Source organism: Pseudoalteromonas sp. MEBiC 03607 (genome assembly GCF_004792295.1).
Lineage (GTDB): Bacteria > Pseudomonadota > Gammaproteobacteria > Enterobacterales > Alteromonadaceae > Pseudoalteromonas > Pseudoalteromonas lipolytica_C.
Window position 1 is genome coordinate 2,485,130 of record NZ_SRRY01000001.1, and the last position, 23,099, is coordinate 2,508,228.

At 41.2% G+C, this 23,099-nt stretch carries 20 protein-coding genes; 4 read left to right on the top strand and 16 right to left on the bottom strand.

Annotated features, from left to right (window positions below):
* Positions 1-67: 67 nt before the first annotated feature.
* On the bottom strand, positions 68-1,735 hold the full coding sequence (gene glnS / locus E5N72_RS11440; RefSeq protein ID WP_135924739.1) for a glutamine--tRNA ligase: 1,668 nt from the start codon (positions 1,733-1,735) through the stop codon (positions 68-70).
* Positions 1,736-1,963: 228 nt separating this feature from the next.
* Here glnS and E5N72_RS11445 point away from each other — a divergent pair, with 228 nt between their 5' ends.
* On the top strand, positions 1,964-3,034 hold the full coding sequence (locus tag E5N72_RS11445) for a DUF3083 family protein (RefSeq protein WP_135924742.1): 1,071 nt from the start codon (positions 1,964-1,966) through the stop codon (positions 3,032-3,034).
* Between the two features lie 74 nt (positions 3,035-3,108).
* Here the strand turns inward: E5N72_RS11445 and argA are convergent, their stop codons facing one another.
* The 9 genes from argA to sdhC form a co-directional block, all read right to left on the bottom strand.
* The gene (gene argA, locus E5N72_RS11450) at positions 3,109-4,449 is read right to left on the bottom strand and encodes an amino-acid N-acetyltransferase (RefSeq protein WP_135924744.1); all 1,341 of its coding nucleotides are present in this window, start codon (positions 4,447-4,449) and stop codon (positions 3,109-3,111) included.
* A 195-nt stretch (positions 4,450-4,644) separates the two neighbouring features.
* On the bottom strand, positions 4,645-5,517 hold the full coding sequence (gene sucD, locus E5N72_RS11455; protein ID WP_036968616.1) for a succinate--CoA ligase subunit alpha: 873 nt from the start codon (positions 5,515-5,517) through the stop codon (positions 4,645-4,647).
* The gene (gene sucC / locus E5N72_RS11460; RefSeq protein WP_135924747.1) at positions 5,517-6,683 is read right to left on the bottom strand and encodes an ADP-forming succinate--CoA ligase subunit beta; all 1,167 of its coding nucleotides are present in this window, start codon (positions 6,681-6,683) and stop codon (positions 5,517-5,519) included. The genes sucD and sucC overlap by 1 nt, the downstream gene beginning before the upstream one ends.
* 177 nt (positions 6,684-6,860) lie before the next feature.
* Positions 6,861-8,372, bottom strand: coding sequence for a 2-oxoglutarate dehydrogenase complex dihydrolipoyllysine-residue succinyltransferase (odhB, locus tag E5N72_RS11465; protein ID WP_135924749.1), 1,512 nt, complete (start codon positions 8,370-8,372; stop codon positions 6,861-6,863).
* Between the two features lie 3 nt (positions 8,373-8,375).
* A complete protein-coding gene (locus E5N72_RS11470) occupies positions 8,376-11,195 on the bottom strand; it encodes a 2-oxoglutarate dehydrogenase E1 component (RefSeq protein WP_135924751.1) in 2,820 nt (939 codons plus the stop codon).
* Positions 11,196-11,279: 84 nt separating this feature from the next.
* Positions 11,280-11,996, bottom strand: a complete 717-nt coding sequence (locus tag E5N72_RS11475; RefSeq protein ID WP_135924754.1) for a succinate dehydrogenase iron-sulfur subunit — start codon at positions 11,994-11,996, stop codon at positions 11,280-11,282.
* A 10-nt stretch (positions 11,997-12,006) separates the two neighbouring features.
* Positions 12,007-13,779 (bottom strand): succinate dehydrogenase flavoprotein subunit, encoded by a 1,773-nt coding sequence (gene sdhA / locus E5N72_RS11480; RefSeq protein ID WP_135924757.1) that lies wholly within the window; start codon positions 13,777-13,779, stop codon positions 12,007-12,009.
* Positions 13,780-14,127: a succinate dehydrogenase, hydrophobic membrane anchor protein gene (gene sdhD, locus E5N72_RS11485; RefSeq protein ID WP_135924759.1), complete on the bottom strand. Its 348-nt coding sequence runs from the start codon at positions 14,125-14,127 to the stop codon at positions 13,780-13,782.
* On the bottom strand, positions 14,118-14,495 hold the full coding sequence (gene sdhC / locus E5N72_RS11490) for a succinate dehydrogenase, cytochrome b556 subunit (protein WP_075593614.1): 378 nt from the start codon (positions 14,493-14,495) through the stop codon (positions 14,118-14,120). Before sdhC ends, sdhD begins: the two co-directional genes overlap by 10 nt.
* 408 nt (positions 14,496-14,903) lie before the next feature.
* Here sdhC and E5N72_RS11495 point away from each other — a divergent pair, with 408 nt between their 5' ends.
* From E5N72_RS11495 to E5N72_RS11505, 3 genes are all read left to right on the top strand, one after another.
* Complete coding sequence (locus tag E5N72_RS11495; protein WP_135924762.1) at positions 14,904-16,190, top strand: citrate synthase; 1,287 nt, start codon at positions 14,904-14,906, stop codon at positions 16,188-16,190.
* A gap of 111 nt (positions 16,191-16,301) precedes the next feature.
* A complete protein-coding gene (locus tag E5N72_RS11500) occupies positions 16,302-17,516 on the top strand; it encodes a SufS family cysteine desulfurase (protein ID WP_135924765.1) in 1,215 nt (404 codons plus the stop codon).
* A gap of 13 nt (positions 17,517-17,529) precedes the next feature.
* Positions 17,530-17,943 carry a SufE family protein gene (locus E5N72_RS11505; RefSeq protein WP_135924768.1) on the top strand — a complete coding sequence of 138 codons (414 nt, stop codon included), beginning with the start codon at positions 17,530-17,532 and terminating at the stop codon, positions 17,941-17,943.
* Positions 17,944-17,946: 3 nt separating this feature from the next.
* On the opposite strand, the gene tcdA is transcribed toward E5N72_RS11505, so the two are convergent.
* The 6 genes from tcdA to msbA are packed head-to-tail and all read right to left on the bottom strand — an operon-like array spanning position 17,947 to position 23,069.
* Positions 17,947-18,741 (bottom strand): tRNA cyclic N6-threonylcarbamoyladenosine(37) synthase TcdA, encoded by a 795-nt coding sequence (gene tcdA, locus E5N72_RS11510; protein ID WP_054561573.1) that lies wholly within the window; start codon positions 18,739-18,741, stop codon positions 17,947-17,949.
* Positions 18,742-19,416, bottom strand: a complete 675-nt coding sequence (locus E5N72_RS11515; protein ID WP_135924770.1) for a TIGR01621 family pseudouridine synthase — start codon at positions 19,414-19,416, stop codon at positions 18,742-18,744.
* A 3-nt stretch (positions 19,417-19,419) separates the two neighbouring features.
* On the bottom strand, positions 19,420-20,175 hold the full coding sequence (gene kdsB, locus E5N72_RS11520) for a 3-deoxy-manno-octulosonate cytidylyltransferase (RefSeq protein WP_135924772.1): 756 nt from the start codon (positions 20,173-20,175) through the stop codon (positions 19,420-19,422).
* Positions 20,163-20,360, bottom strand: a complete 198-nt coding sequence (locus tag E5N72_RS11525; protein WP_036968654.1) for a Trm112 family protein — start codon at positions 20,358-20,360, stop codon at positions 20,163-20,165. The genes kdsB and E5N72_RS11525 overlap by 13 nt, the downstream gene beginning before the upstream one ends.
* On the bottom strand, positions 20,350-21,327 hold the full coding sequence (lpxK, locus tag E5N72_RS11530) for a tetraacyldisaccharide 4'-kinase (protein ID WP_135924775.1): 978 nt from the start codon (positions 21,325-21,327) through the stop codon (positions 20,350-20,352). Before lpxK ends, E5N72_RS11525 begins: the two co-directional genes overlap by 11 nt.
* Positions 21,327-23,069, bottom strand: a complete 1,743-nt coding sequence (msbA, locus tag E5N72_RS11535) for a lipid A export permease/ATP-binding protein MsbA (RefSeq protein ID WP_135924777.1) — start codon at positions 23,067-23,069, stop codon at positions 21,327-21,329. The genes lpxK and msbA overlap by 1 nt, the downstream gene beginning before the upstream one ends.
* Positions 23,070-23,099: the final 30 nt, after the last annotated feature.

Here is a 23,099-nt window from a genome sequence, read left to right on the forward strand (position 1 = left end):
ACCCTTTCATTTTTAAAATGAAAGGGTTTTTTATTAAGCTTAGAAACTTAAACAATTAGTTAAAAGTTTAGCCCTTTTGTTCAATCTTTGCCCATGAATCACGAAGACCCACAGTTTGATTAAATACTAGTGAGTCGGCTTTGTTATCACGACAGAAATAGCCCATGCGTTCAAACTGGAAGCCCTGCTCTGCTTGTGCATTAGCAAGAGACGGTTCAAGTTTCGCGTTAGCAAGCACCACGAGTGATTCTGGATTTAGCGTTGCATTGAAGTCTTCAGCAGCAGCTGGGTTTGGTACGTTAAATAAACGGTCGTATAAACGTACTTCAGCAGTGATTGACTCACTGGCTGATACCCAATGGATTACACCTTTAACTTTACGGCCATCGCTTGGGTTTTTACCTAGCGTTTCTGGATCGTAAGAACAGAAAATAGTGGTGATTTCACCGTTCTCGTCTTTTTCAACACGCTCAGCTTTAATTACATAAGCACCACGTAAACGTACTTCTTTATCAAGTACCAAACGTTTGAACTTGTTATTTGCTTCTTCACGGAAGTCTTCACGTTCGATATAAATCTCACGCGTGAAAGGCACATCACGACGGCCCATCTCTTCTTTATTCGGGTGATTGGCAACTGATAAAGTCTCTACTTTATCTGCATCATAGTTTTCGATAACAATCTTCACCGGATCAAGAACAGCCATTGCACGTGGTGCATGTTCATTTAGGTCTTCACGGATACATGCTTCTAGCATACCCATTTCAACCATGTTTTCTTGTTTAGTGATACCAATACGCGAGCAGAACTCACGCACTGACGCAGGTGTGTATCCACGACGACGTAAACCAGCAATCGTTGGCATACGTGGGTCGTCCCAACCTTCAACATGACCATTAACCACTAAGTCGTTTAATTTACGCTTAGACATAATGGTGTATTCAAGGTTTAATCGTGAAAACTCGATTTGCTGTGGGTGACACTCAAGGCTGATGTTATCTAATACCCAATCGTATAAACGACGGTTATCTTGGAACTCAAGCGTACATAATGAATGCGTGATACCTTCTAGCGCATCTGAAATACAGTGCGTGAAGTCGTACATTGGGTAAATACACCACTTATCACCTGTTTGGTGGTGGTGAGCAAAACGTACACGGTATAAAATCGGATCACGCAATACCATGAATGAACTTGCCATATCGATTTTAGCACGCAGTACACACTCGCCTTCTTTGAATTCGCCATTACGCATTTTTTCAAATAGCGCTAGGTTTTCTTCAACTGGCGTATCACGGTACGGGCTATTTTTACCTGGCTCTTTTAAAGTACCACGGTATTCACGTGCTTGATCTGGCGATAAGAAACACACATACGCAAGGCCTTTTTCGATAAGCTCAACAGCATAGCCGTATAACGCATCGAAATAGTTAGATGAATACTTAATTTCACCATCCCACTGAAAACCTAACCACTGCACATCTTCTTTAATTGAATTTACGTAATTGATGTCTTCTTTTTCTGGATTCGTATCATCAAAACGTAAGTTACAAAGACCTTGATAATCTTGGGCAATACCAAAATTTAAACAGATAGACTTTGCATGACCAATGTGTAAAAAACCGTTTGGTTCAGGTGGAAAACGCGTGTGTGTAGTCGCATGCTTACCGCTTGCGAGATCTTCGTCGATACGCGTTCTAATAAAGTTACTTGGGCGATTCTCAATTTCCGCCATAGGAGCATAATCCTCAAAATATTGCATGGTGACAAAACTAATGCATTATTACAAAAACAAACCCTAACATACAGTAGTTGAGCCATGTTTATTGAAGATAATAAGCCGATTATTGAATACATTGTTTACAGACGCTGCAAAATCGGTAAAAAAATTGTTCTAACGCAATAAAATGATCATTGACTAGCGATATAGTGCCGTCAGTTTCACTACCAATAAGGAAAAAAGATGGCTTCGCTCAATCAACATAGAGTCTATATTCCAAGCTCTGCGCGTGCTAACCAGTATGTGCTAGTTGAGTTTAAACCTACTGATGAGTTTTTTGCACAGTTTAGTAATGTAAGCTGTGCTTATAAGCGTCTTGCAAGGGAGTTATTTGCACTATGTGATGAATATGAACTGCACAATGTACATCTGATCGCTAACGATAAGTTACCTGTCGTTCGTTACCATGATGAGGCATATAGTTTAGAAACCGCTAAGCAGATTTTGTTTTTCTATAACCCACAATACCACGAAGCACATAATGTGTTTGCCGCTAATGATGTAAAATGCAAAAAAATTCGTTTATTATTTTTGGCTACAGGTGAAGATATTCGTGCTAATGCAGCAAGTTTTCACCATAACGTACAGCGCGTAATAAACTCATTACAAGAAAAGCTATTAAGCGGCCAACCTCCACTTAAAATTCGCGATCACCAGCATCTTACTTATGATTTATTTGCTAAAGCAAAAGGTCACAAAGAAAGCTATGGCTATAAATTGCGTAGCTTATATCCACGCTATCAATCTCGCCAATGTCATTTACCAACACAGCACAGTGAAATGACTTATGCTGGGTTTTCTATTCCAGTAACCCGCGCGATTAAAACGCAATTTCAACATATGTTGAATGAAGAGAATTACACGCAATTTTATCAATATATTTTTGATGCATTTAAACGAGCTTGCGAAAAACGAGCGCTAACCCTTGGTGCTTTTATCGCTAATGGTACCCGCCCTATTGTTCGTAATAGCAATATTGATAACGCACAAAGTAACAGTGAACTGCAAAAGCTAACCTTTGATTGCAGCTCAGAGCAAGTGCAATTACAACATTATTGGGATGCAAATCAACTTGTTGATTCTCTACATTTTGTGATTGCCGCAGCCGATAAAGACAAGCATGACATTGGTTATGGTAAGTTTATGAATCAAGTGCAAAGCGCAATTAATGAAGTAACTGACGAGCTGGCCTTTAATCCAACGCGCCAAGATTTACGTGTGCGCTTTTATCAGCACATTAACTATGAGTATTAATTAAATACAATATATAGAATTAGAGGTGACGCACATGCGTCACCTTTTTTATAGCAATCCACTCAGTTGTCCTATCAACGGTTTTTACTTAGTTTAGTAAGGTCCAGTCGCAGCACTTTAGAACGGCGCTCATAGTTATACAGTGCCTTTTTCTTCGCCGGTAACTCATCAACGGTCACTAATTCAAAGCTTTGTTCTAAAAACCAATGAATACTGCGTGTGGTTAAAGCGAATAAATGCGAGTAACCCGCACGTTTGGCTTTATTAATAATAAAACGCAGTAGGTAACTCCCTCTATCTGCATCTCGGTACTGTGGATGAACAGCCAGACTTGCAAACTCCCCCACTTGTTCTTCAGCAAATGGGTATAAAGCGGCACAGGCGATAATTAAACCATCACGCTCAATGACAGTAAATTGCTCTATTTCTATCTCAAGCTGCTCTCTAGAACGCCTAACTAAATAGCCCTGCTCTTCAAGCGGTCTGATCAGATTAATAATCCCGGTAATATCAGATATTGTTGCACTACGTAACTGTTCAGAGCTTTGCGGCGCGATTTGCGTACCAATGCCATCTAATGAGAAAAGCTCTTGTAATAATGCGCCATCTTCTTTGTAACTAACTAAATGACAACGATGTACGCCGCCACGACATGCATCAATGGCCGCTTGTAAGAATACCGTTGCACTTAAACATGAATCAGGTTGATTACGGTAGTTTGCTAAGACAGATTCTGCCTCATTTGGCATAAGCTCGGCAATTGCTTCACCGTTTTCATCCAAGATACCGGCCTCTTTACAAAAACCGAGCATTTTGTCAGCGCGCAGTTTTAATGCAACCTGAGTGGCAATTTCTTCAGCAGTTAAATTAAAACTTTCACCTGTCACTGAGGCGGCAATCGGACCAAGTAGTACGATACTGTTATTGTTTAATTGATGACGAATCCCTTCAACATCAATACGTCTTACACGGCCTGAGTGATGATAATCAATGCCTTCGTCAACTCCTAAAGGCTGAGCAATAACAAAATTACCGCTGACCACATTCAAGTATGAACCAGTCATAGGAGTACTACTTAAAGACGTAGATAAACGCGCGGTTATATCGAACTGCATTGCACCCGCAACTTTCTTTATTACATCAAAAGTCGCGTTATCAGTAACACGTATTTCATTATGAAACTGACTAGTTATGCCAAATTCTTGCAGTGCCGCATTGAACTGTGGCCTTGCACCAAACACTAAAACAATTTTGATACCTAAGCTCGTTAATAATGCAACATCATTAATGATGCTACGACAACCTGGCTGATCAATTGCTTCTCCGCCGAGCATTACAACGAAAGTTTTACCTCGGTGAGCATTAACATAAGGAGTTGACTGGCGAAATCCATCTACCAATTCTGTGGTACGCACGTGATATTTACCTTTTTTAATAACAGCGTTTTATATAAAAACAAATAAACAAGGTATCAGTGTATGGAATTTTTATTCACAAATAAAGCATTATTATTCTTAATTTAAAGCTAGAATTTTCGTGCACAAACTAGGAAACTCTCAGATACAAAAAAGGCCCGCATAAGCGAGCCTTTTTTAAGAGATTAAAACTGATTACCAGCCTGTTTTCTCTTTAAGTGCAGCACCGATGTCAGCTAGTGAACGTACAGTTTTTACGCCAGCAGCTTCTAATGCAGCAAATTTCTCATCAGCAGTACCTTTACCACCTGCGATGATTGCACCTGCGTGACCCATGCGCTTACCTGGAGGAGCTGTAACACCTGCAATGTAAGAAACAACTGGTTTAGTCACGTTGTGCTTGATGTATTCTGCAGCTTCTTCTTCTGCAGTACCACCGATTTCACCGATCATTACGATTGCTTCAGTTTGCTCGTCTTTTTCGAACATTTCTAAAACGTCGATGAAGTTAGTGCCAGGGATTGGGTCACCACCGATACCAACACATGTTGATTGGCCGAAACCAGCGTCAGTAGTTTGTTTAACCGCTTCGTAAGTTAAAGTACCAGAACGTGATACGATACCTACTTTACCAGGCTTGTGGATGTGACCAGGCATGATACCGATCTTCGTTTCACCCGGAGTGATAACACCTGGGCAGTTAGGACCGATCATACGAACACCAGTTTGCTCAAGCTTAACTTTAACGTCAACCATGTCTAGTGTTGGGATACCTTCAGTGATACAAACGATAAGCTCGATGCCAGCATCGATAGCTTCTAAGATTGCATCTTTACAGAAAGGTGCTGGTACATAGATAACTGATGCAGTTGCGCCAGTTGCTTCAACAGCGTCACGTACTGTGTTGAATACTGGAAGACCAAGGTGCGTTTGACCGCCTTTACCTGGGCTTACACCACCAACCATTTGTGTACCGTACTCAAGCGCTTGCTCAGAGTGGAAAGTACCTTGGCCACCTGTGAAACCTTGACAGATAACTTTTGTATCTTTATTGATTAATACAGACATTATTTGCCCTCCGCAGCAGCAACAACTTTTTCAGCTGCGTCTGTTAGTGATTCAGCAGCGATGATGTTAAGGTCAGAATTAGCAAGTACTTCACGACCTAGTTCAGCGTTAGTACCTTCTAAACGTACTACTACAGGAACGTTTACGCCTACTTCTTTAACTGCGCCAATGATACCTTCAGCGATCATGTCACAACGTACGATACCACCAAAGATGTTAACTAAAACAGCTTTAACGTTGTCGTCAGATAAGATGATCTTGAATGCTTCAGATACACGCTCTTTAGTAGCACCACCACCAACATCTAGGAAGTTAGCTGGCTTACCACCGTGTAGGTTTACGATGTCCATAGTACCCATTGCAAGGCCTGCACCGTTAACCATACAACCAACGTTACCGTCTAGTGCAACGTAGTTAAGCTCGAAGCTTGCAGCGTGAGCTTCACGTGCATCTTCTTGTGAAGGATCGTGCATTTCACGGATTTTAGGTTGACGGTAAAGCGCGTTACCATCTACACCGATTTTACCGTCTAGACAGTGAAGGTTACCTTCGTCTGTAATTACTAGCGGGTTGATTTCTAAAAGTGCGAAATCGAAATCGTTGAACATGTTAGCAAGACCCATGAAGATCTTAACGAACTGTTTCATTTGAGTAGGGTTTAAACCTAGTTTGAAGCCTAATTCACGAGCTTGGTATGCTTGTGGACCAACTAGTGGATCGATCTCAGCTTTGTGAATTAGTTCTGGAGTTTCTTCTGCAACTTGCTCGATTTCAACACCACCTTCAGTAGATGCCATGAAAACAACTTTACGAGAAGCACGATCTACTACAGCGCCAAGGTATAATTCGTTAGCGATGTCAGTGCAGCTTTCAACAAGGATTTTAGCTACTGGCTGACCATTTTCGTCTGTTTGGTAAGTAACTAAGTTTTTACCTAACCAGTTCGCAGCGAACTCTTTTACTTCGTCGATTGTTTTAACTAGCTTAACACCGCCAGCTTTACCACGGCCACCTGCGTGAACCTGTGTTTTAACAACCCACATATCACCGCCGATTTTCTCAGCAGCTGCTGCAGCTTCTTCAGGTGTATCGCAAGCGAAACCTTGAGAAACTGGTAAACCATATTCGGCAAAAAGTTGTTTTGCCTGATACTCATGCAAATTCATGATGCTTTATCCAATTTTTTATACTAAAAGAGCTGAATATTTATGCAAAATAAACAGCTATCCCAAATTGCGCACTTAGTATAAATCCCAAGGCTCCACATGAAAACCCCAGTTAGACCAAAGGCGCAAAAAAAAAGCTGTGAACAGGGTTCACAGCTTAGTTTTTATACAACCAGATTAAACATCTAGTAGTAAACGAGTTGGATCTTCAAGTAACTCTTTAATTGTTACTAGGAAGCCTACTGATTCTTTACCATCGATTTGGCGGTGATCGTAAGATAACGCTAAATACATCATTGGTAAGATTTCAACTTTACCATTAACAGCCATTGGGCGATCTTGGATTTTATGCATACCCAAGATTGAAGACTGTGGCAAGTTGATGATAGGTGTAGAAAGTAATGAACCGAATACACCACCGTTAGTAATTGTGAAGTTACCACCAGTCATATCTTCGATAGATAGTTTACCGTCACGACCTTTAAGTGCTAATTCACGGATACCTTTTTCGATTTCTGCCACTGATAGCTTGTCACAGTCTTTAAGAACTGGTGTAACAAGACCACGTGGAGTTGAAACCGCAATGCTGATGTCGAAGTAGTTATGATAAACGATATCATCACCATCGATAGATGCATTCACCTCAGGGAAACGCTTAAGTGCTTCAGTAACTGCTTTCACGTAGAAAGACATGAAACCTAAACGGATACCATGACGCTTTTCGAACACTTCTTGATACTGCTTACGAAGATCCATGATTGGCTTCATGTTAACTTCGTTGAATGTAGTTAACATTGCAGTTGAGTTTTTCGCTTCAAGAAGACGATTAGCGATAGTTTTACGTAAACGTGTCATAGGAACACGTTTTTGTGTACGGTCACCCATAGGTGCTGCTGGCGCTGCTTCAGCTTTTGGTGCTGCTGCAGGTGCTTTTAAGAATGTATCAACATCTTCTTTAGTCACACGACCGTTTTTGCCTGTGCCTTTGATTTTAGATGCATCAAGACCTTTCTCAGCGATTAAACGACGAACTGATGGTGTTAACACATCAGAGCTATCATTTGATTCGCTTGCAGTAGCCTCTTCAGCTTTTGCTGCAGGTGCTTTAGCTGGTGCTGCGCCCGCTTTAACTGTACCAATTACTTGCTCACCAAGTACTGTTTCGCCTTCAGCGTGAATGTGCTCACCCATGATACCGTCTTCTTGAGCAACCACTTCAAGAACAACTTTATCAGTTTCGATATCAACTAGGTTTTGATCGCGAGTTACCGCTTCACCTGGTTGAACATGCCAAGTAGCAATTGTCGCGTCTGCGACTGATTCTGGAAGTACAGGTACTTTAATGTCCACTTCTTTACCTTCTGATGCTGGTGCTGATTGCGCCTCTGGCGCGTCTTCTGATTTTGCTGGTGCAGATTCTTTGGCAGAGTCGTCACTTGCTGGTGCAGCATCTGCATCACCAAGTAATGCAATTACTTGCTCGCCAAGTACCGTTGCACCTTCTTCTTGTGAAATTTCAGTGATTACACCATCGTTTGGTGCAACAACTTCTAAAACAACTTTATCTGTTTCGATATCAACCAAGTTTTGGTCGCGGCTTACTTTGTCGCCAACACTTACGTGCCATGTTGCAACAGTAGCATCAGCAACCGACTCAGGAAGTACAGGAACTTTAATTTCTGTGCTCATTGCTTATCCTTTCTTTTCAATAGTAAGCGCGTCTGCAACGAGCGCTTGTTGTTCTTTATTATGCACTGACATGTAACCACACGCTGGTGATGCTGATGCTTTACGACCTGCGTAAGTTAATTTAGCACCTTCAGGAATTGCATCAACAAAATGATGTTGAGAACAATACCATGCACCTTGGTTTTGCGGCTCTTCTTGACACCAAACAAAATCTTTAACGTGTTGGTAACGTTGCATGATTGTATCCATCTCAGCGTGTGGGAATGGATATAATTGTTCTACACGAACAATAGCAATGTTATTTAATTCTTGTTTACGACGCTCTTGTAGTAACTCGTAATAAACTTTACCACTACAGAATACAACGCGTTCTACTTTATCTGCTGCAATATCATCGATTTCATCGATCATATTGTGGAACACACCTTCAGATAATTCTTCAAGTGTTGAAGTTGCCAGCGGATGACGAAGTAGTGACTTAGGTGTCATAACAATCAATGGACGACGTAAAGGACGTACAGATTGACGACGAAGCATTGCATAAACTTGCGCTGGTGTTGAAGGCACACACACTTGCATATTGTGATCAGCACACAATTGTAAGAAACGCTCAAGACGTGCCGAGCTATGCTCTGGGCCTTGACCTTCATAACCATGTGGAAGTAAACATGTAAGACCACATAAACGGCCCCACTTTTGTTCACCAGAACTTAAGAATTGGTCAAATACAACTTGTGCACCGTTAGCGAAGTCACCAAATTGTGCTTCCCACATTACAAGTGAAGTTGGTTCAGCTGTTGCGTAACCATATTCAAATGCAAGTACCGCTTCTTCAGAAAGTACTGAGTCGTATACTTCAAATGAACCTTGTTTTTCGCTGATGTTTTGCAGCGGCAAGTAGGTTGATGCATCTTTTTGGTTATGGATAACAGCATGACGGTGGAAGAAAGTACCACGGCCTGAGTCTTGACCTGTTAAACGGATATCTGTGCCCGCATCTACAAGTGAAGCATAAGCTAGCGTTTCAGCCATACCCCAATCAAGCGGTTTTTCACCTGATGCCATTAGCTTACGGTCGTCGTAAATTTTCTTAACACGCGACTGAGCTTTGTGGCTCTCTGGGTAGCTTGATACTTTTTCACCAAGTTCTTTTAGTTTTTCAACAGAAAGTTTTGCATCGTACTCAACATCCCAATCGTGACCAACGAATTTAGCCCAATCTGAAGAGTGAGATGTTTCTGGTTGAATTTCTTCAACAACACAGTTACCGCCATCAAGACCGTTACGGTACTCATCAGCAAGTGCTTTGACTTCATCTTCTGTAAATGAACCTTCAGACACAAGTTGGTCAGCATAAATTAGGCGTGGAACTGGGTGTTTTTTGATTTTCTGGTACATAAGTGGTTGAGTCGCATTCGGCTCATCCGCTTCGTTATGACCATGACGGCGATAACATACTAAATCAATTACAACGTCACGCTTGAATTGATTTCTGAAATCAAGTGCGATTTGAGTAACAAATGCAACCGCTTCTGGATCGTCAGAATTAACGTGGAAAATAGGTGCCTGAACCATTTTCGCAATGTCAGTACAGTATGGTGTAGAACGAACATCCGCTTGTTTTGACGTTGTAAAACCAACTTGGTTGTTTACCACGATACGGATACTACCACCACAACTAAATGCATTAGTTTGCGATAAGTTAAATGTTTCTTGAACAACACCTTGACCTGCGATTGCAGAGTCACCGTGAATAGTAATTGGTAATGCTTTAATACCTGACTTATCACCTAAACGGTCTAAACGAGCGCGTACCGAACCCATAACTACTGGGTTAACGATTTCAAGGTGAGATGGGTTAAACGCAAGTGCCATATGCACATTGCCACCCTTTGTAGCGAAGTCAGATGAATAACCCATGTGATATTTAACATCACCTGAGCTTAAAGTATCTTTGTGTTTACCAGCGAACTCATCGAATAATTCTGATGGGTTTTTACCTAAAACGTTCACTAGCACGTTCAAGCGACCGCGGTGAGCCATACCAATAACAGCTTCTTTTTGTCCGCTTTCACCTGCACGATGAATTAGTTCTTTAAGCATTGGTACCAACGCATCACCACCTTCAAGTGAGAAACGTTTTGCACCAGGGAACTTAGCCCCTAAATATTTTTCAAGGCCATCTGCAGCTGTTAATCCTTTAAGGATACGTAGCTTTTCTTCTTTAGAGAACGTTGGACGTGATTGCACTGATTCTAAACGCTGTTGTAACCAACGTTTTTCTTCAGTTGAAGTGATGTGCATATACTCTGCACCAACTGACCCACAATACGTGGTCTTAAGTGCTTGGTATAGCTCACCTAAAGGCATGGTGTCGCGACCTACGGCAAACGAACCCACATTGAATTCACGGTCAAAATCAGCTTCAGATAAATCGTGGTATTCAAGTTCAAGATCTCGAACTCGTTCGCGTTCCCAGATACCTAATGGATCTAGGTTAGCATTTTGGTGACCACGGAAACGGAAAGCATTAATAAGTTGTAGCACTTTGACCTGTTTAGGATCGCCAGAGCCACCCTCTGCTACCACTACTTCTCTATGCTTGTTTTTAGCAAGCTCCGCAAATTGTGAACGAACCTCTGAATGTTTTACGTCAACATCCACACCATCTACTTTTGGTAATTGTTCGAACACTTCTCGCCATTCTTCTGGCACAGAAGTCGCATCATCTAAGTACGCTTCATAAAGCTCTTCTACGTAAGCAACGTTTCCGCCGTTTAAGTGAGAAGATTCTAGCCATGCCTTCATCACACCTTCGTGCATTTATAAGCCCTTTTCTTTAGCGCAGAAATTAATTGTTGTAAAAACAAGGTGGTTAATCACTTAACCACCTTACATATTCAAGCTTTAAACAGCGCGGTTTAAAAGCATTGATTTGATTTGTCCAATTGCTTTAGTCGGATTAAGACCTTTAGGACACACGCTAACACAGTTCATAATACTGTGACAACGGAACACGCTGAACGCATCGTCAAGATCTGCAAGACGCTCTTCAGTCGCTGTATCGCGGCTATCAGCCAAGAAACGATACGCATGAAGAAGACCCGCAGGACCGATGAACTTGTCTGGATTCCACCAGAACGAAGGACACGATGTAGAACAACATGCACATAAAATACACTCATATAAGCCATCTAACTTATCACGTTCTTCGATAGATTGAAGACGCTCACCCGCCGCTGGCGTGTCATTAATTAGATAAGGCTTAACTTTTTCGTATTGAGTGTAGAACTGACTCATGTCAATAACAAGGTCACGTACCACAGGTAAACCAGGTAATGGACGAATTACGATTTTACCTTTGCCACCTTTAAGTAGCGTTGATAAAGGAGTAATACATGCTAAACCGTTTTTACCATTCATGTTGATACCGTCAGAACCACACACACCTTCACGGCATGAACGACGGAATGATAATGTTGGATCTTGCTCTTTTAATTGCATTAGAGCATCCAATACCATCATATCTTGGCCTTCTTGCGTTTCTAGCGTGAAGTCCTGCATACGTGGTGCATTATCAACATCTGGATTGTAACGATAAACGGAAAATTGTACTTGTGCCATCGTCTCGCTCCTAGTATGTACGTGCTTTAGGTGGGAAAGCTTCACGCAGTTTCGGCGCGTAGTTTACTTCACGTTTTGTCATTTCATCTGTAACTGGGTTAAAGATAGAGTGACATAACCAGTTATCGTCATCACGATCTGGGAAGTCAAAACGAGAATGTGCACCACGGCTTTCTGTACGGAAGTTTGCAGCTACTGCAGTTGAGTAAGCTGTTTCCATTAAGTTGTCTAACTCTAGACATTCGATACGCGCAGTGTTGAACTCTGTTGACTTGTCGTCTAGACGAGCGTACTGCAGACGTTCACGAATTTCTTTAAGTTCTTTAAGACCTGTAGCCATTGCATCACCTTCACGGAATACCGAGAAGTTAAGCTGCATACACATTTGTAGGTCTTTCTTAATTTGAACTGGGTCTTCACCTTGGCCAGCTTTAGAGCTTTCCCAACGGTTGAAGCGCGCAAGAGATGCTTCAAGGTCTGATTCAGACGCATCTTTACCTGCTTCAACACCATTTAGGTATTTACCTAAGAAGTTACCAGCTGCACGGCCGAACACAACTAAGTCAAGAAGTGAGTTACCACCTAGGCGGTTAGCACCGTGTACAGATACACAGGCAATTTCACCCACAGCGAATAAACCTTCAACTACTTTCTCTTGACCATTTGCATCGATTTGTAATGCTTGACCATTTACGTTAGTTGGTACACCACCCATCATGTAGTGACATGTTGGAATTACTGGAATTGGTTCTTTAGCTGGGTCAACGTGTGCGAATGTTTTCGCAAGGTCACATACACCAGGAAGACGTAAATTAAGCGTCTCTTCACCTAAGTGGTCAAGTTTAAGCTTGATATGTGGACCGTAAGGACCATCGCAACCACGACCTTCACGGATCTCAGTCATCATTGAACGAGCAACAACGTCACGAGATGCTAAGTCTTTAGCATTTGGCGCGTAACGTTCCATGAAGCGTTCGCCGTCTTTGTTTAGAAGGTAACCACCTTCACCACGACAACCTTCAGTTACTAGTACACCAGCGCCTGCGATACCTGTTGGGTGGAATTGCCACATTTCCATATCTTGCAATGCAACACCAGCACGGGTTGCCATACCAACGCCGTCACCTGTATTGATGTGTGCGTTAGTTGTTGATGCGTAGATACGACCTGCACCACCTGTTGCTAAAACAACGGCTTTTGATTTGAAGTAAACAACTTGGCCTGATTCAATGTCGATTGCTGTACAACCAACAACATGACCATCGCTGTTTTTAACTAAATCTAGTGCATACCACTCTGAAAATACGTTTGTTTTGTTTTTAACGTTTTGCTGGTAAAGACAGTGTAACAGTGCGTGACCAGTACGGTCAGCAGCTGCTGCAGTACGTGCTGCTTGTTCACCACCAAAGTTTTTCGACTGACCGCCGAAAGGACGTTGATAAACACGGCCATTTTCAAAACGAGAAAATGGTAAGCCCATGTTTTCTAATTCAGTAATAGCTTCTGGGCCTGTTTTACACATATATTCGATAGCGTCTTGGTCACCGATAAAATCAGAACCTTTAACAGTATCGTACATGTGCCATTCCCAGTTATCTTCATGCGAGTTACCTAACGCAACAGTAATGCCGCCTTGTGCTGACACAGTGTGAGAACGTGTAGGGAAAACTTTAGAGATAAGTGCACAGGTTTTGCCTGATTCAGTAATAGCAAGTGCTGCGCGCATACCCGCGCCGCCTGCACCAATTACTACTGCGTCAAATTCACGAACAGAATAATTCACTTAAACACCCCATAAAACGATTAGACCTATTGCTACGTAAGCAACGGCCATAAGGTTTAATACAAAGCCTAAAACAGCACGTAATTTCGCATTTTTGACATAGTCAGTTAGAACTTGCCAAAGACCGATACGGGTGTGAACCATAATGCAAACAAGGGCAATTAGTGTAAACCCTTTCATTGCTAGATTAGAGAATAGGCCTTGCCAGGCTTCAAAAGTGACTTCTGGTGTACATAAAAAATAGCCGATAATAAAAATCGCATAAGCGCTGATTATTAATGCTGTTGTACGAAGTGATACAAAATCTTGTACACCATCACGTTTAAGAGTTGCTTGATTTAAAACCATATCCACACTCCTGCTAGAATTGCAGCTACAACACCTAAAGCCATCGCAACTTTAGCGCTGAAGTTACCTGATTCAAGTTCTTCCCAGTGACCCATATCCATAATGATGTGACGAACACCACCGATTAGGTGATATGCCAACACAGAAATGGTACCCCACGCTATGAATTTGGCAATGAATCCGCTGAACAGACCCTTGACGAATTCAAAACCTTCTGGAGAAGAAAGAGACTCAGACCAAGCCCAAATGACAAACGTTAAAGCAAAAAATAGTGCCACACCGGTGACGCGGTGAAGAATTGATGCTTTAGCCGTTGCCGGCATAGATATAGTTGTTAGATCTAGATTTACAGGTCTTTGCTTTTTCACAGTTACTTGCCCATCTTGCCCACTTAGGAGCTCATCTACTTGTTTTTCTAAACCCATCAAAATGAATTTCGATGGAACTATCTAAGTAAACCGTGTTGATACACAAAAAGTTCACACTTATGCAAAACTTAAATGTAAAAATAAAGTTTACCTACAGACAATACGGTATAAAACCTTGGATAGTATATATAGCCAAAGGTCTTTTTACAATTCTTGTTTAGTAAGAGTCGTTTGCGAATTAGCCAATGGTATAATATTTAATCCTGGCAGAATATTTATTATCCATTTATGCATAATGTTTATAAAAATTGACTTTACACCCCTCTTTCACGTTAAAATGAAAAGAATGTGCTTAAACAGATTCAGAACATAACAATCAGAGTTGTTATCTTAATAGGAGATAAATAGATGGCGGATAATAAAGCCACGGTCCATATTGATGGTCTTGATCCAATCGAACTTCCAATTTACCAAGGCACTGCTGGCCAAGACGTAATCGACGTACGTACGTTAGGTTCTCATGGCTACTTCACTTACGACCCAGGTTTCATGTCGACCGGTTCTTGTGAATCTTCAATCACTTATATCGACGGCGGTAAAGGTGTATTACTACACCGTGGTTACCCAATTGAGCAACTAGCTGATGAGTCTAACTACATCGAAGTTTGCTACTTACTGTTAAACGGCGAATTACCAACTAAAGAACAATACGATGAGTTTGCAAAAGAAATCACGCATAGCACTATGCTTGATACTAAAATCGCAAACTTCTTCCAAGGTTTCCGTTTTGATGCTCACCCTATGGCGATGCTATGTGGTGTTGTAGGTGCTTTATCTTCTTTCTATCACGAAGATTTAGACATCACTGATGCAACACAACGTAAAACTAGTGCAATCAAACTAATTGCTAAGTTACCAACAATCGCTGCTATGGCTTACAAATACAACGTAGGTCAACCGTTTGTACACCCGCGTAACGACTTAAGCTTTGCTGAAAACTTCTTACACATGATGTTCTCAGTACCTGCTGAAGAATATAAAGTTAGCCCTGTTCTTGCTAAAGCAATGGATAAAATCTTCATGCTTCACGCAGACCACGAGCAAAACGCTTCAACGTCAACTGTACGTTTAGCTGGTTCATCAGGTGCAAACCCTTACGCGTGTATCGCGGCTGGTATCGCATCTTTATGGGGTCCTGCGCACGGTGGTGCTAACGAAGCATGTCTTAACATGTTAGAAGAAATCGGTTCAGTAGACCGTATCGACGAATACGTTGCTAAAGCAAAAGATAAGTCAGATCCATTCCGTCTTATGGGCTTCGGTCACCGTGTATACAAAAACTTCGATCCACGTGCGACAGTAATGCGTCAAACATGTCACGAAGTACTAGCTGAGCTAAACATTCAAGATCCACTTCTTGATATCGCAATGAAGCTTGAGCAAATTGCACTAGAAGACCCATACTTCGTTGAGAAGAAACTTTACCCTAACGTAGACTTCTACTCAGGTATCATCTTAAAAGCTATCGGTATTCCAACAAGCATGTTCACTGTAATCTTTGCAATGTCACGTACTGTTGGTTGGATCTCTCACTGGGATGAGATGCTTTCTCAACCTGGTCACAAGATCAGCCGTCCTCGTCAGTTATACACTGGTGAAACTTCACGCGATTACGTACCAACAGACAAGCGTTAATACGAATTTGCGTTTAAAAAAGGCCGCTATGCGGCCTTTTTTGTTGCCCTGCACTTGTCTATTTGTGCAAAGTAATTAAAATCGTCGCATCCTCGTAGCTTAAGGCCTTCCATGTTCGATATTGCAAAAATACGCGCTGACTTTCCATTACTGAATGAAACGGTTAATGAGCAGCCTCTGGTGTATTTAGACTCAGCAGCGACCTCACAAAAGCCACAAGCTGTTATTGATGCCCTTGCCCGTTTTTATAGTCATGAGAATGCCAATGTGCACCGTGGCCGTCATACACTCAGTGAAAACGCGACCCGCCAATATGAACACACCAGAACGCTACTTGCAGATTATTTTTCTGTTAAAGCCAATGAGTTAGTGTGGACCAAAGGAGCGACTGAATCGATTAATTTAATCGCAAATGGTCTGGCTTCTCGGCTTAAACCAGGCGATAAAATTGCTATCTCTGCGATTGAACATCACGCCAACATAGTGCCATGGCAACAACTAGCACAGCGTACTGGTGCAGAACTAATTATTTTACCTATTGAAGATGACTTGGTCATTGATAGCGTAAGGTGCAGTGAGTTTATAAAACTGTATCAGCCTAAGATAGTTGCTGTTACTCATGCATCAAATACATTAGGTAATATCACTGATTTAGCGCCTATCATTACAGCATGTAAAGCCATTAATGCTATTTCTGTGATTGATGGTGCGCAGGCTGCGATGCATTTACGCCCTAATCTACAAGAAATTTCTTGTGACTTTTACGTATTTTCTGCCCATAAAATGCTCGGGCCTACAGGTCTGGGTGGTCTTTATGGACGTTTCGAGCTGTTAAATTCGCTCGATGTTTATCAAACCGGTGGCGAAATGATCGAAACAGTGAGCCTCACGCAAAGCACTTTTCGGGATGCACCGGGTAAATTTGAAGCAGGAACACCTAATATTGCGGGTGTAATCGCCTTTAGTGAGGCAATAAAGTATTTAACATCGTTAGATTTTCAGCAAATGCGTCAACATGAGCATACAGTTTTTGACTATGCGATAAAACAATTATCAGCTATTGATGGTATTAATATCTATTCAAACCAAATACATAACATCGGTAACATTAGTTTTAATTATCGCGATGAACATCCCTTCGATTTAGCCACTCTGCTTGATGGGTTTGGCGTTGCCGTGCGCAGTGGCCACCATTGCACACAACCTATAATGAGCCATTTGCACATTCCTGGTACAGTAAGAGCAAGCTTTGCGTTATATAACAATAAAGATGATGTAGATGCGTTTATTGATGCTCTTAAAAACAGTATTGAGTTATTAGATTAAATTTGGATAAGTTATGAATTCAACGTTTGAAGCCGTTAGTAAAAACATTGAAACAGCTGCAGGTTGGCAGCAAAAATACCGCCAGATAATGCTATTAGGTAAGCAATTACCAGTTATGCCAGAAGTGCTTAAAGTAGATGATGCCCTAGTTAAAGGCTGCGAAAGTAAAGTGTGGCTATATATCGACTTTGATCATACAGAAAATAGCCTTGTTTTAGCTGGTGATTCAGATACCCGTATCGTTAAAGGACTATTGGCTTTAATTTTAGCCTTATACAATGGTCTAACACCGGAACAAGCAGCACAAATAAATGCCTATGATGAATTTGAACGACTCGGTCTAATTAGCCATTTAAGCCCTTCTCGCGGCAATGGCATCAAAGCCATGGTTGATAAAATTCAAACCATGGCTGAGCAAAACCGCTAAATGTTATAAAGAACGCTGTTTTTTATCTAAATATTTTCTGATTGCTTTGGCTGCGACAAAAAAGCCAAAGCTTCCTGTTACCATTGTGGCTGAGCCAAAACCATTGTTACAATCCATATTCATTGAACCATCTGCGCCTTGTTTTGCTTGGCAAACCTCGCCTTCAGAGGTTGGATATACAAGCTGTTCAGTTGAATAAACACAATCTACGTTAAATTTACGCTTTGGATTGCTACTAAAGTTGTACTGTTTTCGCAAAATATACCGTACTTTTGCAAGCAAAGGATCATGGGTTGTCTTAGCTACATCACCAAAGCTAATTTGGCTCGGATCAGTTTGTCCGCCTGCGCCACCGGTTGTAATAACGGGTAATTTTATACGCTTACAATGTGCAATTAACGCGGCCTTTTCTTTCACTGCATCAATACAATCAATCACATAATCAAAGCCTTGAATATGCTCACGAATGTTATCTAGCGTTATAAAGTCATCAATAACATTAATTTTGATATCTGGGTTTATCAGCTCACAACGTGTTTTCATCGCTTCAACTTTTGCTTCACCTACGGTGCCAGTCAAAGCATGGATTTGACGATTAACATTAGTTGCACAAATATCATCAAGATCTATTAAGGTTAGTTGTCCTACACCCGTGCGAGCTAGCGCTTCAGCGGCCCAACTACCTACACCACCAATACCAATGACACAAAAATGTGCTTGTTGTAACCAATCAAATTGCTGATGACCATATAAACGTTTAATGCCACCAAAACGGATGTCTTGTGTTGTTTCTTTCATTTACCAATCCAACGTCCAAGGAGCTGTCCACTCTTTGAATTCGTCTGAGTTAAAAACTTCATTGAGATGAGCACCCAAAGTGTAATCGCATCGATACTCTTTAAGCTGCCCTTTATAGCTAAATTGTAATGCATAAGCATGCAAATTTGTGCGCTCGTCTTTACTTCCTGCATACGTGCTATCACCAAGAATTGGCGCACCCAAGCTTTTCATCGCGACTCTTAGTTGATGTGTTTTACCCGAAAAAGGTTTTAATAGGTAGGCACGTAGTCCAGGGCGAATACTTTTTGAATAAAAGCGGGTAACAGCCGGGTTGGTTTGGCTCTTTAGCAATTTAAAAGCGCCCCGACGACTTCTTTCCATATCCCCTTTTATCCAACCTTGTTTCTTCTTTGGTTTTGCATCACTGAGTGCAAGATAAAATTTATGCACTTGATGGGCGCTGAATAGCGCAGTGAACTTTGCTGCTGCTTCTTTGTGACGGGCTAAAATAATTAAACCCGAGGTGACTTTATCAAGGCGATGTACAGGATATAGTTTTTCGTTTACAAGTTGCTCTGCAAGTACAACAAAACCAGCACATTCTTCACTATGAAAGCTTACACCTGCTGGTTTATAAAATACAAAAAAGTCATCTTCACTTGCATGAAGATGAACTGTATTTACATCGTGCATTGGTTATTTACTCAGCACTGCAATGACGCGGGCTAAGTCCTCTGGCGTGTCTACACCTGCTTGTGGAGCACATAATGCCTTAGCTATTTTGATTTTATAACCATGATAAAGCACACGAAGCTGCTCTAGAGATTCAAGGACTTCTAACGGAGATTCTGGTAGCTCAATATATTGAGTAATAAACCCTGCTCGGTAAGCATAAATACCAATATGGCGGGCATAATCATCAAGATTGATTTTATCAGTTTGATTACTCATCATCGCATCTCGATGATAAGGAATGGTTGCACGCGAAAAATACACTGCATTGTTGTGCGCATCGCTAACCACTTTTACACAATTAGGGTTAAATATATCGTCGATATCATCAATACTTGTGCTCAATGTTGCCATAGGCGCGTCAGAATCAGCGAGTAGTTTAGCCACTTGCGAGACATTTTCACTAGCTAATAAAGGCTCATCGCCTTGCACGTTAACGACAATCGTATCACTTTCAAGTTGGAGTTGTTCAACCACTTCAGCTAAACGTTCTGTCCCTGATTGATGATCTTCACGCGTCATTAGAACATTACTTGTAAACTCACTAACAGTGTCAAATACTGCTTGATGATCGGTGGCAACATAAACGTGTGATGCGCCTGAAGCAACTGCTTTTTCATAAACATGTTGGATCATTGGCTTACCACATATATCAGCAAGTGGTTTAGCTGGTAAACGTGTCGATGCGTAACGAGCAGGAATTACAACTACGAATTCCACTTATCAACCTCTTCTTGGCTTAGTTCACGTGCTTCATTTTCTAAAAGCACTGGGATATCGTCTTTGATTGGATAAGCAAGTTTCGCTGCTGTACTAATCAGCTCTTGATTTTCTTTATCAAGACGTAATTTACCTTTACACACTGGACAGGCGATAATTTCAAGTAATTTTGTATCAAAGGCCATTGAGGATCCCTTTTTGTTTTAATAATAAATTTAGTTTTTCGATAACCGTTGTTGTCGGCTTTGCATCCACAGGCAAATAATACCAATTTGGCTTGGCAAAGCTAAAGCATTTAACTGCATCTTTTTCTGTCATAAAAACAGCGTCATCACCAAACATAGTAAAGTCACTTGCTTGGTAGGCATAGTGATCGCGAAAATGATGAGTCGATAGCAAGTTAATGCCTTGCTGCTCAAGACTTATCTCAAAGCGTTTCGGGTTACCAATAGCACTGACGGCGTGGCCTTTATCTTGAACTGAATTGGCGAGTTTTGAATCACTCACGGTTCGAAATGGGCTCGATGCTAAATCATAGCGGCTTTGTGCATTGCCGCCATTTTCAATGACTAAATCAACCGATTTTAAGCGCGCTTTGGTTTCACGAAGTGGACCTGCTGGCATTAATAAACCGTTACCAAACTGGCGTTCACTATCAACAATACAGCATTCTATATCTCGGGCCATTTTGTAATGTTGCATACCATCATCAGAAATGATGACATCAATATCGTGCTGTTCTAATTTTTTAATACTGGCTTGACGGTCAGGTCCAACCATAACAACACAACCTAAACGACGTCTAATAAGTACAGGTTCGTCACCCGCTTGTGTTGTAGTCGTCTCATCAGTAACTAACAATGGATACGAGTCAGACTGACCACCATAACCACGACTGATCACCGCCACTTTTAAACCTTGTTGTTTTAAGAACTCAGCAAGCCAAATTACAAATGGCGTTTTGCCGTTGCCACCCACACTTATGTTACCAACCACAATAACAGGTACATGCGCTTTAAAAGCCTTCAGAATATTAAGCTTATATAACAAAGCACGAAGCGTTGAGATTAGCCAAAAAAGCACACTCAAAGGTAAGAGTAAAACACTGAGTAAACCTGGTCTTTTATACCAGCTTTTTTCAATAACACTCACTACTGCTCACCAAATTGCATTTTACAAAGAGCGGAATAGGTGCCGTCTTTTTCAAGCAGCTCGCTATGCGTGCCCTTTTCGATAACCTGACCATGATCAATAACATAAATACAATCACTGTTTTCTATTGTTGATAAACGGTGTGCTATCACAATTGATGTTTTTTCTTTCATTAAGCTATCAAGTGCATGCTGGATCAGCTTTTCAGACTCAGTATCGAGAGCTGATGTCGCCTCATCGAGAATTAAAATAGGTGCATCTTTTAAAATGGCACGTGCAATCGCGATACGTTGACGCTGACCGCCAGATAACATCACGCCGTTTTCACCCACCATGGTATTTAAACCTTCTGGCAAGTCTTTAACAAATTCCCAAACATGGGCTTGTTTGGCAACCGCCATTAACTCTTCATTACTGAGTTCACGTTCAAGGCCATAGCATATGTTATTTGCAATAGTATCGTTAAATAACACCACTTGCTGTGAAACCAATGCAAATTGCTTACGAAGATCCGTTAGCTTGTAATCAGCGATATTGACACCATCGAGTAAAATTTCACTTTCACCTTCTAGCTCATAGTAACGTGGCAATAAATTTGAAATGGTCGATTTACCAGAGCCAGAGCGCCCCACTAATGCAATGCTTTCGCCGGCATTAATCGTTAGCGACAAGTTTTTCAAAACTGGTTCATCTTTAGTTGGGTATTTGAAAGTAACGTTGTTTATTTCAATGTGCCCTGTCACTTTATCAATACTATAGGTGCCAGTGTCTTTTTCTACATCTTCATCAAGTACCAAAAAGATACTTTGTGCTGCAGAAATACCACGTTGTAAGTCACTATTTACATTTGAAAGTTGCTTAAGTGGACGTAATAACATCATCATTGATGATATTAGTAATACGAAATCACCAGAGCTGATTGTGTCTATCATTGATGGCATTGACACGACCCATAAAATCACTGCCATTGCGCTCGCAGCTAAGATCTGAATAACCGAAACACTTAACGCCTTTGTTGCATCCATTTTAATACGTTGCTGACGATTATGGTTATTGATCGCTGAAAACTGAGCAATCTCTTGCTGCTGACCACCAAATCCGTGGATTACTTTATGCCCAGAGAGCATCTGCTCTGAACTACGAGTAACTTGCCCCATCGCTGATTGAATTTTTTTAGAGATCATCCGAAAGCGTTTCGATACAAAGGCAACAATCACTGCCACCAGCGGAATAATAACCAAGAAAATCAGCGATAACTTCCAACTTGTATAAAACATATTGAAAAGTAAAAAAACAACAAACGCCCCTTCTCTCACCACAATTAACAGCGCTTTAGTAATTGCCTGTTGTACTTGCTCTGTATCGAAAGTGATTTTAGAAATTAAATCACCATTAGAATTTTTGTCATGAAAAGACACAGGTAAATGTAATATATGTTCGAATAATTGTTGGCGAAGAGTTCTAACAACTTGGGAGCCAACATAACTCAAGCAGTAAGATGACATGTAATTAAACATGCCTCGACCAAGCACTAACGCGATAACAACGAATGGTGCATAAGTTAATACATCAGTATTACGAGCATTTAAGCCTTCATCAATAAAAGGTTTCATTAAATTGATAAACAGTGCATCCATGGCAGAATAGCCAACCATGCCAACAATGGCGAAAAACGCGATTAATTTATAATCACCCACATAACTGATTAATCGCTTATAAATTTGGGATGTAGTTTGATCCATAACACTCTCTTATTCATAGACTTCGACTAT